The following is a 13,977-nucleotide window of genomic DNA, read 5'->3' as shown; positions in this document are numbered from 1 at the left end:
TCCTACCGGGACGACTTCGGGTCGAGCGCGTCGCGCAGCGCGTCACCGAAGAGGTTGAAGGCGAACACGAGCGCGAAGATGGTGATGCCCGGGAAGAAGACGTACGCCGGGTCGGTCTGCAGGTAGTCGAGACTGCGGTAGATCATGCGGCCGAAGCTCGGCGTCTCGTCGGTGAGGCCGACGCCGATGAACGACAACGCGGCCTCGCTGGTGATGTACTGCGGCACCGCCAGCGAGAAGGCGACCAGGATCGGCGCCCAGGCGTTCGGCAGCAACTGGCGGAACAGCATGTGCCCGAGACCGGCGCCGCTGGCCCGCGCCGCCTCCACGAACTCGCGCTCCCGCAGCGCGATGATCTGACCCCGGACCAGCCGGGCCGTCCCGGTCCAGCCGAACAGGGCGAAGATCGCGATGAGCACACCGATCTGGAAGTACGCCGGCACGGCCTCGCGCTGGCCGTAGAAGCGCAGCGCGACGGTCGGCATCAGGGCCAGCGCGATGATCAGGAACGGCATGGCCAGGGTCAGGTCGGTGATCCAGTTGATCACGGTGTCCAGCCAGCCGCCCAGGTAGCCGGCGAGCGTTCCGAGCGTCACGCCGATCACCGCGGTCAGCACGGCGGCGGCGAACGCGATGAACAGCGATGTCCGCAGCCCGTGCACCATCCGGATGAAGATGTCCCGGCCGAGGCCGGGCTCCAGCCCGAACCAGTGCTCCCCGGTCACCCCACCGGCGTAGCCCAGCGGCATGCCGTAGCCGTCGAGGCGGTTCTGGAACTGCTCCTTCGGTCCCACCCCGTACAGCGCCTCGATGAGCGGCACCGCGAGCGCGACGAGGACGAAGAACACCAGCAGACCGCCGCTGATCAGCGCGGTGCGGTCCCGCTTGAGCCGCGCGAGGGCGAGCTGGCCGGGTGACCGGCCGACGAACTCCTTCTTACCGCTTTCGTCGCCCTCACCGGGGGACTCGATCTCGGCGAGCGCGACGCCCTCGACCGGCGACAGGCTCATTTCGACACCTCCACGGGTTCGCCGGTCGGCACGCCGACCGGTCCACTCTCCGGGTAGTGGCAGGCGGTGAGTTGTGTGCTGCCGTCGCGGGTAGTCAGCGCGGGTTCTTCGGTGGCGCAGTGGTCGGTGGCTTTCCAGCAGCGGGTGCGGAAGCGGCAGCCCGATGGCGGGTTCAGCGGGGTCGGGACGTCGCCGGTGAGGCGGATGCGGCCGGCGGGTCCGAGGGTGGTGACGTCGGGGATGGCGGACAGCAGGGCCCTGGTGTAGGGGTGCTGGGGCCGGGTGTAGATGGTGTCGCGGTCGCCGATCTCGACGATCTTGCCGAGGTACATGACGGCGACGCGGTGGCAGAAGTGGCGGATGACGGCGAGGTCGTGGGCGATGAACACGAACGCCAGGTCCAGGTCGCGTTGCAGGCTGCGTAGCAGGTTGATGACCTGCGCCTGGATGGATACGTCCAGTGCGGAGACGGGTTCGTCGGCGACGATGAGTTTCGGTTTCAGGGCGAGGGCGCGGGCGATGCCGATGCGTTGGCGTTGCCCGCCGGAGAACTCGTGCGGGTACCGGTTGTAGTGCTCCGGGTTCAACCCGACGAGTTCGAGGAGTTCCTGGACGCGGTGTTTGACGCCGCCGGGTGGGGTGATCCGGTTGACCTGCAACGGCATCGCCACGATCCGCCCGACGGTGTGTCGGGGGTTCAGTGAGGCGTACGGGTCCTGGAAGATGATCTGCAGGTCCTGCCGCAGCCCGCGCAGCTCACCACGTTTCGCGTGCGTGATGTCCCGTCCGGCGAACGCGATCGTCCCGGCGGTCGGTTCCAGCAGGCGCACGAGCATCCGCCCGGTCGTGGTCTTCCCGCATCCGGACTCCCCGACCAGGCCGAGGGTCTCGCCGGGGCGCACGTCGAAGTCCAATCCGTCCACCGCCCGCACCGCACCCGTGGCACGCAGGCCCTGCCGGACGGGGAAGTGCTTCGTCAGACCGCGCACCGACAGCAGCGGCTCGGTCTCGGTGCTCATCGGGCCACCCCCACCTGGGCGACCTCGTCGCGGTAGATCCGCTCCCGATCCCCCGCCGACAGATGGCAGGCCACCAGGTGCCCTGCCGCCCCCGCCGGGCCCAGCTCGGGAACCTCGGTGCGGGACCGGTCGCCGTTGACATCGGCCCACCGGCAACGCGGATGAAACGCGCACCCCGGCGGCAGGTTGATCAGGCTCGGCGGGTTGCCCGGAATGGGCACCAGGTCCGCGTCGGCGTCGCCGTGCAACGACGGCACACTCGACAACAACCCCCACGTGTACGGATGCTGCGGCGCCCGCAACACCCGCTGCACACTCCCGTGCTCCACCGCCCGGCCCGCGTACATGACCAACACGTCATCAGCCACCTGACTGACCACACCCAGATCGTGGGTGATCAACACGATCGCCGACCGGAACTCCTCCTGCAGATCCGCCAGCAGATCCAGGATCTGCGCCTGCACCGTCACATCCAACGCCGTCGTCGGCTCGTCGGCGATCAACAGATCCGGGTCGTTCACAAGCGCCATCGCGATCATCGCCCGCTGCCGCATCCCGCCCGAGAACTCGTGCGGATACTGCTCGAACCGCTTCGCCGGCTGCGGGATGCCCACCCGGCCCAGCATGTCCACCGCCCGGCTGCGCGCCTCCCGCTTCCCGGCCCTCGGGTGATGCACCCGGTACGCCTCCGCGATCTGCCTACCCACCGAGTAGTACGGATGCAACGCCGACAACGGATCCTGAAAGATCATCGCCATGTCCCGGCCCCGCAGCCGCCGCACCTCCTCCTCACCCAACCCCACCAGCTGACGCCCACCCACCCAGATCTCCCCCGAGATGGCCGTGCGCTTCGCGTTGTGCAAACCCAGGATCGCCAGCGACGTGACGCTCTTACCGGAACCGGACTCCCCCACGATCCCCAGCGTGCGACCCCGCTCGACAGCGAACGACACCCCGTCCACCGCCCGCACCACACCGTCCTCGGTGTCGAACCGCACCCGGAGGTCCCTGACCTGGAGATAGGGCCCGTCGCCGGAGCGCTGCTCCGGCACCTCCGGGCGGTCCGGCTCCCCGGACGGCACCGCCTCCGACCTGCCCATTGACCGCCTCCCCTTCGGTGATGAAGAGAACCTACAGGAAATCCCCAGAGGCGAAAATAAGCTACATCGAGCGGCCTGTCAGCGGCCTGAGCGTAACGACTGGGTTTCCGTCTCGCACGCCCGTCACCTGGGACATCCACATCCGCGACTGGCCGTCGTCGCCTCGTCGCCGCACTTGTGGTGCGACGACGGTCCCGGCGACGAAGGCAGGATTCCCGTGGGCACGAGGTGGAGGCGACGATGACCGCGGCGGTGTTCGGCCACAACGGCCCGTGGACCGAAGAGGAGTACCTCGCCCTCGGCGAGACGCACGGCCACCTCGAATTCTTCGACGGCAGCCTGCACGTGACTCCAGGTCCCACCCCGCTGCACCAGAACATCTCCGGTGAGCTGCGGGCCGCACTCCGATCCCCGACCTCGCCATTGTCGACGACATTGATCTTCGGGTTCCCGTGATCGAGGCGAGCAGCGTCCGGCTGGTGTGCGAGATCATCTGCCCGAGCAACGCCGACACGGACAAGGTGCTCAAGATGCACTACTACGCTGCCGCCGGCATCGAGTGGTATCTCCTTGTCGACCAGGAAACCCTGACGATGCACCTTTACCAGCGGCAAGGAGCGCACTATGTCGAGCGGTCCGTCACGAAGGCCGGCGAGGTGCTGGAGCTGACGGATCCGGTCCACGCGACGATCCGGCCTGAGGGTCTGCTCGCCTGACGGATTTCGGTGCACTGGCCTAGGGTCGGCGCATGAGCGAGCGTCAGCAGGGCAACGGAGTGCCGGCATGAGCGAGTTCGACGCGGCGACCGCCGCCGTCCAAGCCGCTCTGGACGCGGGCGCCCGCTACGCCGACGCCCGCGTCATGCACCGCCGCTACGAGTCGATGTCGGCACGCAACGGCGACATCGAGGAGCTGAGCCAGGACGAGAGCATCGGGCTGGGCGTACGCGCGCTCGTCGGATCGGGGTGGGGCTTCCACGCCGTACCCGATCTGTCCGACGCGGCGGCCCGCGACGCCGGCCGGCGCGCCGCGGCGATCGCCACCGCGAGCGCGCGGGTTCCCGGCCCGCCGATCGACCTGGTGCCGGTCGAGGCGACGGTGGCGAGCTGGGCCTCGGACTGCGTCGTCGACCCGCTCGGGGTGCCGCTGTCGGACAAGGGCGACCTGCTGGTCCGCGCCACCGCGACGATGCGCGAGCACGGGGCCGACCTCGCCGAGGGGCTCTACCAGATCTGGGACACCTCGAAGTGGTTCGTCTCCAGCGAGGGCCACCGGATCGACCAGCGCATCCGGGAGTGCGGCGGCGGCATCTCGGCCACCTCGATCGGTGCCGGCGAGACCCAGCGGCGGTCCTACCCGAGCTACCGCGGGCAGTACGGCACCACCGGCTGGGAGCTGGTCACCTCGCTCGACCTGGCCGCGCACGCCGCGCGGATCGCCGAGGAGTCCCGCGAACTGCTCACCGCGCCGCCCTGCCCGGCCGGCGAGACCGACCTGATCCTCGGCGGCGAGCAGCTCGCGTTGCAGATCCACGAGTCGGTCGGGCACGCCATCGAGCTGGACCGCATCCTCGGCTGGGAGGCGGCGTTCGCCGGCACGTCCTGGCTCGACCTGGCCCGCCTCGGCTCGCTGCGTTACGGCTCGGAGCTGATGAACGTCACAATCGACCCGACCATCCCGGGCGCGCTGGGCAGCTTCGGCTACGACGACGAGGGCTCGCCGGCGGTCGCCCGGGACGCGGTCCGCGAGGGGCGGTGGGTCGGGGTGCTCGCCGGCCGTGACTCGGCCGCCGTCGCCGGCCTGGACTACGGCGGCAGCGTACGGGCCGACGGCTGGGCCCGGCTGCCGATGGTGCGGATGACGAACGTGGGCCTGGAACCCGGCCCGCACACGCTCGACGAGATCATCGAGGCGACCGACGACGGGGTGCTGATGGACATCAACCGGTCCTGGTCGATCGACGACAAGCGGCTCAACTTCCAGTTCGGCTGCGAGGTCGGCTGGGAGGTGAAGAAGGGCCGCCGGGGGCGGATGCTGCGCAACCCGACCTACACCGGCATCGGGCCGGTCTTCTGGCGCTCGATGGACATGCTCTCCTCGGAGACGGTCGCCTGGGGCACGCCCAACTGCGGGAAGGGGCAGCCCGGTCAGGTCGGGCACACCGGTCACCCGGCCGCGCCGGCCCGGTTCCGCGGCGTCCGGGTGGGGGTGCGGGCATGAGCGAGCGCAGCGTGAGCGCCGAGCTGGAGATCGCCGCCGGGGTGGTGGACCTGGTCCGGCGTACGGCCGGTCCGGGTGCCGAGGCCGAGGTGCTGGTGACCCGCTCCGACCTGGCGCTGACCCGGTTCGCCAACTCGTTCATCCACCAGAACGTGTCCGAGACCGGTGTCTCCGTACACCTGCGGTTGCACGTGGACGGGCGGACCGCGACCGGCAGCGGCAGCCGGGTCGAGGCCGACGGGCTGGCCGCCCTGGTCGAGCGGACCCGGGCGGCGGCCCGGCTCGCGCCGCCCGACCCGGCCTGGCCGGGGCTCACCGCACCGGTGCCCGTGCCGTCGGGCGCGGCCGTCGACGAGGCGACCGCCTTCGCCTCGCCCGACGAGCGGGCCGAGCGGGTACGCGCGTTCGTGGACGCGGTCGACGGGCTGGAGGCGGCGGGCTACTGCCGCACCGGATACCGGTCGGGGGCGTTCGCCAACTCGGCCGGCCACACGGCCGTGGGCCGGGCGGCCGAGGCGGCGATGGACGGCATCGCCCGGGCCGGCGGCGCCGACGGGGTCGCGCGGCTCGGCGCCGACCGGCTGGCCGACCTCGACGGCGCGGCGCTGGGTGCCCGCGCGGCGGCGAAGGCGCGCGCCGCGGCCGACCCGGTCGAGCTGCCGCCCGGGCACTACGAGGTGGTGCTCGAACCGGCGGCCGTCGCCGACCTGCTGCAGAACCTGGCCTGGTACGGCTTCAACGGCAAGCGGTACGCCGAGCGGCAGTCCTTCGCCGAGCCCGGCACGGCGCAGTTCGACCCGGCGGTGACGCTGGTGGACGACCCGCTGCACACCAGTACGCTGCCGTTCGATCTGGAGGGCACGCCGCGGCGGGCGTTGCCGCTGGTGGAGGGCGGCACCACCGGGTCGTTGGCGTACGACAGGCGCGGCGGCGCCGAGGCGGGCACCCCGTCGACCGGGCACGGCATGCCGGGCAGCGCGACGTTCGGCCCGATCCCGCACAACATCCGCCTGCTGGCGGCAGGTGCCGACGCCGGTGTGCAGTCGGCCGCCGGGCCGGTGAGCGCGGGCGTCACCGGAGCGGTGGGCGACCCGGACACCGCCGCGCTGGTGGCCGGGATACGGCGCGGGCTGCTGGTGAGCGACTTCTGGTACACCCGTGTGCTGGACCCGAAGCAACTCGTGGTCACCGGGTTGACCCGCAACGGGGTGTGGCTGGTCGAGGACGGCGTGCCGACCCGGGCGGTGCGCGACTTCCGGTTCACCGAGTCGTACCCCCGGGCGCTGGGCCCGGGCCGGGTGCTCGGCCTGGGCCGGGCGGCGGTGCGTCAGCCGGGCCGGGTCGACGGTTCCTGGTACGAGGCACCCGCGCTGCGTCTGTCCTCCTGGCACTTCACCGGCGGCGCGTCCGGGTGACCCGGCGCGCCGCCCGGCGCGTCAGGCAACCGGTCGGCGCACCGTTCGACCGACCCGCCACATTGATCATGAACTGACTCTTTCCAAGCTGCGGGACACACGGGACACTGCGTTGCGCGGCCGGGCCGTGAAGATCGGCGTAACGTGTGTCACTTAGCCGCACCGGTTCGCCGGTGTGGCCTCGCGCGTGCGCAGGACGTGACAGTGACGTCAGGGAGATGACTCGAATGACAACTACGTCGGCCAGGACGCCGAGACCGCAGCCGCGGGGAGGGCGGGCACGCGCCGCCATCGCGGCGAAGACGTTGCGGACCGACAGATGGTGGCTCGCGCCGCTGATCACCGTGGTGGGGCTCAGCGCCTGGGTCATCTACGCGACGGTCCGGGTCTTCATGCACAAGTGGTACTGGGTGGAGCAGTACCACTACCTGACGCCGTTCTACTCCCCCTGCGTCACCGACCGTTGTGTCGAGGGCTCCTCGCACTTCGGCCAGTTCCTGCCCGGCTGGTGGATCATCCCGGACGCGGCGCTCACCCTGCCGTTCCTGCTGCTGTTCCGCCTGACCTGCTACTACTACCGCAAGGCGTACTACCGGTCGTTCTGGCTGTCGCCGCCGGCCTGCGCGGTGCCGGACGGGCACCAGTCGTACAGCGGCGAGACGCGGTTCCCGCTGCTCGGGCAGAACCTGCACCGCTACTTCTTCTACGCCGCGGCGATCATCTCGCTGATCAACACCTGGGACGCGATCCTGGCCTTCCACTCCCCCGAGGGCTTCGGCTTCGGCCTGGGCAACATCATCCTGCTCGGCAACGTGGTGATGCTGTGGGCGTACACGATCTCCTGCCACTCCTGCCGGCACATCATCGGCGGGCGGCTCAAGCACTTCTCCAAGCACCCGATGCGCTACAAGGCGTGGACCGGGGTGTCCTGGTTGAACGTCCGGCACATGCAGCTCGCCTGGATCACCCTGGGCACCCTGGCGCTCACCGACTTCTACGTGATGGCGGTCGCCGCCGGCTGGATCAACGACCTGCGGTTCATCAACTGAGAGCCTGGACATGACTGAGACGCGAATCGAACGACACCACTACGACGTCGTCGTGATCGGGGCCGGTGGCGCCGGCCTGCGCGCGGCGATCGAGGCCCGGCTGGCCGGCAAGAAGACCGCGATCATCTCGAAGTCGCTGTTCGGCAAGGCGCACACGGTGATGGCCGAGGGCGGCGCCGCGGCCGCGATGGGCAACGTGAACTCGCGCGACAACTGGCAGGTGCACTTCCGGGACACCATGCGCGGCGGCAAGTTCCTCAACAACTTCCGGATGGCCGAGCTGCACGCCAAGGAGGCGCCGCAGCGGATCTGGGAGCTGGAGACGTACGGCGCGCTGTTCGACCGCACCAAGGACGGGAAGATCTCGCAGCGCAACTTCGGCGGTCACGAGTACCCGCGCCTGGCGCACGTCGGCGACCGGACCGGCCTGGAGCTGATCCGTACGCTCCAGCAGAAGATCGTCTCGCTCCAGCAGGAGGACAAGCAGGAGTTCGGCAGCTACGACGCGCGGATCCGGGTCTTCTCCGAGACCACGATCACCGAGCTGCTGCTCGACGGGGACCGCGTCGCCGGGGCGTTCGGCTACTACCGCGAGTCCGGCGAGTTCGTCCTGTTCGAGGCGCCCGCGGTGGTGCTCGCCACCGGCGGCGTCGGACGGTCCTACAAGGTCACCTCGAACTCGTGGGAGTACACCGGCGACGGCCACGCGCTGGCGCTGCGCGCCGGGGCCACGCTGATCAACATGGAGTTCCTCCAGTTCCACCCGACCGGAATGGTCTGGCCGCCCTCGGTGAAGGGCATCCTGGTCACCGAGTCGGTACGCGGCGACGGCGGCGTGCTGAAGAACTCCGAGGGCAAGCGGTTCATGTTCGACTACGTCCCCGACGTGTTCCGCAAGCAGTACGCGGAGACCGAGGAGGAGGCGGACCGCTGGTACACCGACCCGGACAACAACCGGCGTCCGCCGGAGCTGCTGCCCCGCGACGAGGTCGCCCGCGCGATCAACAGCGAGGTCAAGGAAGGCCGGGGTACGCCTGCCGGCGGCGTCTACCTGGACATCGCCTCCCGTAAGTCGGCCGACGAGATCCGCCGCCGCCTCCCGTCGATGTACCACCAGTTCAAGGAGCTGGCCGACGTCGACATCACCAAGGAGCCGATGGAGGTCGGCCCGACCTGTCACTACGTGATGGGCGGCGTCGAGGTGGACCCGGACTCCGGCGCGGCGTACGGCACGGTACGCGGGCTCTACGCCGCCGGTGAGGTGTCCGGCGGCATGCACGGCTCCAACCGGCTCGGCGGCAACTCCCTGTCCGACCTGCTGGTGTTCGGCAAGCGCGCGGGCGGGCACGCGGCCACGTACACCGATCAGCTCACCACCCGCCCGGCGGTGTCGGTGGCGGCGGTCGAGGCCGCCGTGGAGACGGCGCTCGCGCCGCTGCAGCGCGACACCGGTGAGAGCCCGTACCAGCTCCAGCAGGACCTCCAGGCGGTCATGGGCGACCTGGTCGGGATCATCCGGCGCGAGGGTGAACTCGCGGACGCCATGCGCAGGCTGGCCGAGCTGCGGGAGCGGGTGGCGAAGGTCAGCGCGGTCGGCGGCCGGCGCTACAACCCGGGCTGGCACCTGGCGCTGGACCTGCGCAACATGCTCGTGGTCTCGGAGTGCACCGCGATGGCGGCGCTGGAGCGGCAGGAGTCGCGCGGCGGGCACACCCGGGAGGACTACCCGGCGATGGACCCGAAGTGGCGCAGCGTCAACCTGGTCTGCTCGCTGGACGGGGACGCGGTGCGGCTGACCCACAAGCCGCTGCCGAAGATGCGGCCGGAGCTGATCGGGCTGTTCGACCGGGCCGAGCTGGCCAAGTACCTGACCGACGAGGAACTCGCCGAGTTCGACGCCCTCACCGAGGAGGCGAACAACTGATGGGAAGTAAGCGCCAGTTCCGCATCTGGCGGGGCGACGAGACCGGCGGCGACCTGAAGGACTACACGGTCGAGGTGAACGAGGGCGAGGTGGTCCTCGACGTGATCCACCGGCTCCAGGCCACCGAGGCGCCGGACCTCGCGTGCCGGTGGAACTGCAAGGCCGGCAAGTGCGGCTCCTGCTCGATGGAGATCAACGGCAAGCCGCGGCTGGGCTGCATGACCCGGATGTCGACGTTCGAGGAGTCGGAGACCGTCACGGTCACCCCGCTGCGCACGTTCCCGGTGATCCGGGACCTGGTCACCGACGTCTCGTTCAACTACGAGAAGGCCCGGGAGACCCCGGCGTTCGCGCCGCCGGCCGACGTGGCGCCCGGCGACTACCGGATGCAGCAGGTCGACGTCGAGCGCTCGCAGGAGTTCCGCAAGTGCATCGAGTGCTTCCTGTGCCAGAACGTCTGCCACGTGATCCGTGACCACGACGAGAACAAGCCGGCGTTCTCCGGTCCCCGGTTCTTCATCCGGGCGGCCGAGCTGGACATGCATCCGCTCGACGCGCGCACCGACCGCCGGGAGTACGCGCAGTCGGACATGGGACTCGGATTCTGCAACATCACCAAGTGCTGCACCGAGGTCTGCCCCGAGCACATCAAGATCACCGACAACGGGATCATCCCCATGAAGGAACGGGTCGTCGACCGCAGGTACGATCCCCTTGTGTGGCTCGGTAACAAGATCTTCCGGAGGGGTCAGGTGCCTCAGACCAGCGCGACCAGCGGGCATTCGAGCGGTGCCGTCACGTCCGGAGGGGCGCAGAGCGGGGCGCACGCGCACGGCGGCGGTTCGCACGCCGGCGGGGTGCACTCGCACGCGGGCGGCTCGCACGACAGCGCCGCGGAGCGTCAGGCCCAGCAGGGCGTCAACTGGCACCGCGAGGTGCCGCACCCGACCGCCCCGGCGGTGGACGCCAACGGCAAGCTGCCGCTGACCGAACTGACGTTCAACAAGGCCGCCGCGCCGTCGCCGTTCGGCGACGACGTGACGTTCCCGCTGCCGCCCGAGCACCTCAACTTCGCTCACCCGCAGCAGGACGAGCCGAAGCACTGAACAGCAGCACGACGACGGGGGCCAGCGGCACGCGCCGCGGGCCCTCGTCCCGTTTCTGCCCGGCTGTCCGGTTCACCGGACGGCCCGGCTCGCGCCGCGTTCGCTCAGGGGGTGTCGAGCAGCGGGCGCAGCGCGGCCACGATCGGCACGTCGGCCGGCAGCCAGTCGACGCTGTCCAGGTCGGCGGCGGAGAGCCAGCGCAGGTCGGCGTGCTCCAGGGCCTTCGGCTCGTCGCCGTGCAGCAGGCGGGCGGCGTAGACGCGCAGCACGGATCGGCCGTGCGCCATCCGTACGTCCCGGCCGACGCGCGCGCCGATCGCCACCCGTACGCCGAGTTCCTCGACGCACTCCCGGGCCAGCGCGTCGGTCTCGGCCTCGCCCGGCTCGACCTTTCCGCCCGGGAACTCCCAGCGCCCCGCCACCTCGGGGGGCGCGGAGCGCTCGCACGCCAGCACCCGGCCGCCCTCGATGATCGCCGCCCCGACGACCACCCTCGGCTCCCGCCGGTCGGTCTGCCCGCTTCCGCTAACCCGTTCGGTCCGCACGGGCCACCAGCGTGCCAGATCAATCGGCGGTTTGGGTAGCTGCGTCGTCCGTCAGGTCAACAGAACACGGAAGTGTGGGCGTGGACACACCATCTGAGTGGCGAGAGACTAGAGGGCGTCGACTGGGACACGGGATGGCGACGATTTGGCCACAAGCCGGCAACGACGCCTGGGAGGTGCGGTGATGCGCGTGCTGTTCAGCGGCCGTGCGAAGCACGACTACCTCAGCGACGCCCTGGCCCTGCTGTCGGGATGGACGCGCGAGGGCGAACAGATCCGCCGCACGATCGTCCTCGACGACACCCAGCACGCCGCGCTCACCGAGCGGGTCGCGGTCGTGGCCGACGCGCTGCGGCTGCGCCCGGAGATCAGCCGCCGGGCCGATCGTACCCAGATCCGGCTGGGCCACGGCGACGGCGAGCCACTCACCGAGGGTGAGGTGCTGCTCGCGGCGCGCATCGAGGACGCGGTCCGCGCGGTCACCGAACCCTGACCCACTGGCACGCCCCGCCTACCCTCGGGTGCATGTCTGGCCCCACGTACGACCGCAAGGAACAGTTCCAGCAGATCCAGAGCGGGCTGCTGCCCGGTGAGCAGATCATCGCCGTCTACGACGCGGTGGGCACCGGCACCGGCTTCATCGGCCTGACCGACCGGCGGGTGATCATCCAGGACCGCTCCTTCGTCGGCAAGCGGTACGCGATCACCAGCATCCCCTACTCGAAGATCACCAGCGTGAGCGTGGTGAGCAACAAGTCCTGGGGTGGTTCGTTCTTCTCCACCGGTTCGATCGCCGTGCACGTCGGCACGCACACCTACGAGGTCGAGTTCCGGGGCGCACAGAAGAGCCACCACGTGCACAACGTGATCCTGCACCACATCTCCTGACCCGCCCTGGCACAATCGCCGCCATGCGACGGCTCACGGCGCGATGGCGGGCCTGGCGGGGCGACCGTCCGCGCGCCGTACGCCTGGTCCGCCGCCTCCTGGTGCTCGCCACCGCCGCCGTGGTGCTGCTGGGCGCCGCCACGGCCGCCAGCGCGGTCTGGGTCCGCGACGCCGCCGAGGGCCGCCTGTTCGACGCCGCGGACGCGCCGGAGACGCCGGTGGCCCTCGTGCTGGGCACCAAGGTGAACCCGGACGGCACGCCGGCGCCGTTCCTCGCCGCCCGGCTGGAGATCGCCCGCCAGTTGTACGCCGCCGGCAAGGTCAAGGTGCTGCTGCTCTCCGGTGACCACATGAACTGGGACTACGACGAGCCGGACGCGATGCGGCGCTGGCTCGTCGACCGGGGCGTCCCGGCGGACAGGACGGTGCTCGACCACGCCGGGTTCGACACGTACGACTCGTGCGTCCGCGCGCACCGCGTCTTCGGGGTCCGGCGGGCCACTGTGGTCACCCAGTCGTTCCACCTGCCGCGCGCGGTGGCACTCTGCCGGGACGCGGGCATCGACACCGTCGGCGTCGGCGACGACACCGCCCGCCGGTACGCCGGCCAGTGGCGGATCAGCTCCACCCGGGAGTACGGGGCGTGCGTCAAGGCCGCCGTGGACGTGCTGACCGGGCGGGATCCGGTGCACCTCGGCCGCCGGGAGACCGCTGTGGACGACGCGCTGCGGGCGTAATCCGGTTGTCCCCTCGGGCGGCCGCTGGTCTGCTGGACCCCTCGAAGCCGACCGGAGGGAGCACCGCCATGCCACACGCTGCGAAGCCCAGCCGACCCGTCGTCACCTCATCCGAAACGAGGCTTCGTGTTGTCGTACCCCATTCCGGCGCAGGTCACTGACCTCGTGCCGCGTCCTGCCCCTTCCGCCCGGCGGGAGGGCGTGTGATGTCCGTCTTCGACGATCCCGGCCTGTTCGGCCGGCTCTGGGCCGCCACCTACGACGGCCCCGGCAATCCCGACCCGGCCCCGGCCGTCGACTTCCTCGCGCCGCTGGCCGACGGCGGCCCGGTGCTCGAACTCGCTGTCGGCACCGGCCGGGTGGCCCTGCCCCTGGCCGCCCGCGGCATCGCCGTGGAGGGCGTCGAGGCGTCCCCGGAGATGGTCGCGCACCTGCGCGCCAAGCCGGGCGGCGCGGACATGCCCGTCACCATCGGCGACATGGCGGACGTCCCGGTCGCCGGGCCGTACCGTCTGGTCTTCCTGGTGTTCAACACGCTGTTCAACCTGGTCTCCGAGGAGCGCCAGGCGGCGTGCTTCCGCAACGTCGCCCGGGTGCTCGCGCCCGGCGGGGCGTTCGTCATCGAGACCTTCGTGCCCGACCCGGCGGACTTCGACCGGGACGAGCAGGTTCAGGTGCGGGAGGTGACCGAGGACTCGGCCACCATCCGCGTGCACCGGTACGACCGGGCGGCGCAGACGTTCGTGCGGCAGACCGTCACGTTCGACGCCTCGGGCGTGCACCTCAAGCCGTTCGCCATGCGGTACGCGTGGCCCGAGCAGATCGACGAACTGGCGGAGCGGGCCGGGTTGCGGCTCACCGAGCGGTACGCCGACTGGGACCGGTCGCCGTTCGACGCGGACAGCCGCTCGCACATCTCCGTCTACCGGCGGCGGTAGCGCTTCCGTCGAGGGCCGGGGTCTCG

At 70.8% G+C, this 13,977-nt stretch carries 13 protein-coding genes and 1 pseudogene; 10 read left to right on the top strand and 4 right to left on the bottom strand.

Annotated elements, in window-relative coordinates; all coding sequences use genetic code 11:
• Positions 1 to 2: 2 nt before the first annotated feature.
• From O7607_RS16805 to O7607_RS16795, 3 genes are read right to left on the bottom strand one after another with little or no spacing between them, the layout of a single operon-like run.
• On the bottom strand, positions 3 to 1,010 hold the full coding sequence (locus O7607_RS16805; protein WP_269704141.1) for an ABC transporter permease: 1,008 nt from the start codon (positions 1,008 to 1,010) through the stop codon (positions 3 to 5).
• The gene (locus O7607_RS16800) at positions 1,007 to 2,029 is read right to left on the bottom strand and encodes an ABC transporter ATP-binding protein (RefSeq protein ID WP_269704140.1); all 1,023 of its coding nucleotides are present in this window, start codon (positions 2,027 to 2,029) and stop codon (positions 1,007 to 1,009) included. Before O7607_RS16800 ends, O7607_RS16805 begins: the two co-directional genes overlap by 4 nt.
• Complete coding sequence (locus O7607_RS16795) at positions 2,026 to 3,129, bottom strand: ABC transporter ATP-binding protein (protein WP_269704139.1); 1,104 nt, start codon at positions 3,127 to 3,129, stop codon at positions 2,026 to 2,028. The genes O7607_RS16800 and O7607_RS16795 overlap by 4 nt, the downstream gene beginning before the upstream one ends.
• Positions 3,130 to 3,369: 240 nt before the next feature.
• On the opposite strand from O7607_RS16795, the pseudogene O7607_RS30575 reads away from it, so the two are divergent.
• The 6 genes and pseudogenes from O7607_RS30575 (at position 3,370) to O7607_RS16760 (ending at position 10,843) form a co-directional block, all read left to right on the top strand.
• Positions 3,370 to 3,845 (top strand): annotated as a pseudogene (locus O7607_RS30575) (Uma2 family endonuclease).
• Between the two features lie 67 nt (positions 3,846 to 3,912).
• Positions 3,913 to 5,349, top strand: coding sequence for a TldD/PmbA family protein (locus O7607_RS16780; RefSeq protein WP_269704136.1), 1,437 nt, complete (start codon positions 3,913 to 3,915; stop codon positions 5,347 to 5,349).
• Positions 5,346 to 6,764: a TldD/PmbA family protein gene (locus O7607_RS16775; RefSeq protein WP_269704135.1), complete on the top strand. Its 1,419-nt coding sequence runs from the start codon at positions 5,346 to 5,348 to the stop codon at positions 6,762 to 6,764. Before O7607_RS16780 ends, O7607_RS16775 begins: the two co-directional genes overlap by 4 nt.
• Positions 6,765 to 6,991: 227 nt before the next feature.
• Complete coding sequence (locus O7607_RS16770; protein ID WP_269704134.1) at positions 6,992 to 7,813, top strand: hypothetical protein; 822 nt, start codon at positions 6,992 to 6,994, stop codon at positions 7,811 to 7,813.
• 10 nt (positions 7,814 to 7,823) lie between these two features.
• On the top strand, positions 7,824 to 9,737 hold the full coding sequence (locus O7607_RS16765) for a fumarate reductase/succinate dehydrogenase flavoprotein subunit (RefSeq protein ID WP_269704133.1): 1,914 nt from the start codon (positions 7,824 to 7,826) through the stop codon (positions 9,735 to 9,737).
• Positions 9,737 to 10,843 (top strand): succinate dehydrogenase/fumarate reductase iron-sulfur subunit, encoded by a 1,107-nt coding sequence (locus tag O7607_RS16760; protein WP_269704131.1) that lies wholly within the window; start codon positions 9,737 to 9,739, stop codon positions 10,841 to 10,843. The genes O7607_RS16765 and O7607_RS16760 overlap by 1 nt, the downstream gene beginning before the upstream one ends.
• A 104-nt stretch (positions 10,844 to 10,947) precedes the next feature.
• Here O7607_RS16760 and O7607_RS16755 read toward each other — a convergent pair whose 3' ends face one another.
• Positions 10,948 to 11,388, bottom strand: a complete 441-nt coding sequence (locus O7607_RS16755) for a (deoxy)nucleoside triphosphate pyrophosphohydrolase (protein WP_269704130.1) — start codon at positions 11,386 to 11,388, stop codon at positions 10,948 to 10,950.
• A 184-nt stretch (positions 11,389 to 11,572) separates the two neighbouring features.
• Between O7607_RS16755 and O7607_RS16750 the strand changes: the two genes are divergently transcribed.
• From O7607_RS16750 to O7607_RS16735, 4 genes are all read left to right on the top strand, one after another.
• Positions 11,573 to 11,881: a 4a-hydroxytetrahydrobiopterin dehydratase gene (locus O7607_RS16750; protein WP_018784696.1), complete on the top strand. Its 309-nt coding sequence runs from the start codon at positions 11,573 to 11,575 to the stop codon at positions 11,879 to 11,881.
• Positions 11,882 to 11,913: 32 nt separating this feature from the next.
• Positions 11,914 to 12,276 carry a PH domain-containing protein gene (locus O7607_RS16745; RefSeq protein ID WP_013288454.1) on the top strand — a complete coding sequence of 121 codons (363 nt, stop codon included), beginning with the start codon at positions 11,914 to 11,916 and terminating at the stop codon, positions 12,274 to 12,276.
• 23 nt (positions 12,277 to 12,299) lie between these two features.
• Positions 12,300 to 13,013, top strand: a complete 714-nt coding sequence (locus O7607_RS16740; protein ID WP_269704128.1) for a SanA/YdcF family protein — start codon at positions 12,300 to 12,302, stop codon at positions 13,011 to 13,013.
• A gap of 206 nt (positions 13,014 to 13,219) precedes the next feature.
• Positions 13,220 to 13,951 (top strand): class I SAM-dependent methyltransferase, encoded by a 732-nt coding sequence (locus tag O7607_RS16735; protein WP_269704127.1) that lies wholly within the window; start codon positions 13,220 to 13,222, stop codon positions 13,949 to 13,951.
• Positions 13,952 to 13,977 lie beyond the last annotated feature (26 nt).

The organism is Micromonospora sp. WMMA1949, assembly GCF_027460145.1.
Lineage (GTDB): Bacteria > Actinomycetota > Actinomycetes > Mycobacteriales > Micromonosporaceae > Micromonospora.
This window is presented reverse-complemented; position numbering and strand designations above follow the sequence as displayed.

Coding starts and splice junctions, on each gene's coding strand:
- O7607_RS16745 (WP_013288454.1), top strand. CDS start 11,914: ATGTCTGGCCCCACGTACGACCGCAAGGAACAGTTCCAGCAGATCCAG.
- O7607_RS16750 (WP_018784696.1), top strand. CDS start 11,573: ATGCGCGTGCTGTTCAGCGGCCGTGCGAAGCACGACTACCTCAGCGAC.
- O7607_RS16740 (WP_269704128.1), top strand. CDS start 12,300: ATGCGACGGCTCACGGCGCGATGGCGGGCCTGGCGGGGCGACCGTCCG.
- O7607_RS16805 (WP_269704141.1), bottom strand. CDS start 1,010: ATGAGCCTGTCGCCGGTCGAGGGCGTCGCGCTCGCCGAGATCGAGTCC.
- O7607_RS16775 (WP_269704135.1), top strand. CDS start 5,346: ATGAGCGAGCGCAGCGTGAGCGCCGAGCTGGAGATCGCCGCCGGGGTG.
- O7607_RS16735 (WP_269704127.1), top strand. CDS start 13,220: ATGTCCGTCTTCGACGATCCCGGCCTGTTCGGCCGGCTCTGGGCCGCC.
- O7607_RS16760 (WP_269704131.1), top strand. CDS start 9,737: ATGGGAAGTAAGCGCCAGTTCCGCATCTGGCGGGGCGACGAGACCGGC.
- O7607_RS16795 (WP_269704139.1), bottom strand. CDS start 3,129: ATGGGCAGGTCGGAGGCGGTGCCGTCCGGGGAGCCGGACCGCCCGGAG.
- O7607_RS16770 (WP_269704134.1), top strand. CDS start 6,992: ATGACAACTACGTCGGCCAGGACGCCGAGACCGCAGCCGCGGGGAGGG.
- O7607_RS16800 (WP_269704140.1), bottom strand. CDS start 2,029: ATGAGCACCGAGACCGAGCCGCTGCTGTCGGTGCGCGGTCTGACGAAG.
- O7607_RS16780 (WP_269704136.1), top strand. CDS start 3,913: ATGAGCGAGTTCGACGCGGCGACCGCCGCCGTCCAAGCCGCTCTGGAC.
- O7607_RS16765 (WP_269704133.1), top strand. CDS start 7,824: ATGACTGAGACGCGAATCGAACGACACCACTACGACGTCGTCGTGATC.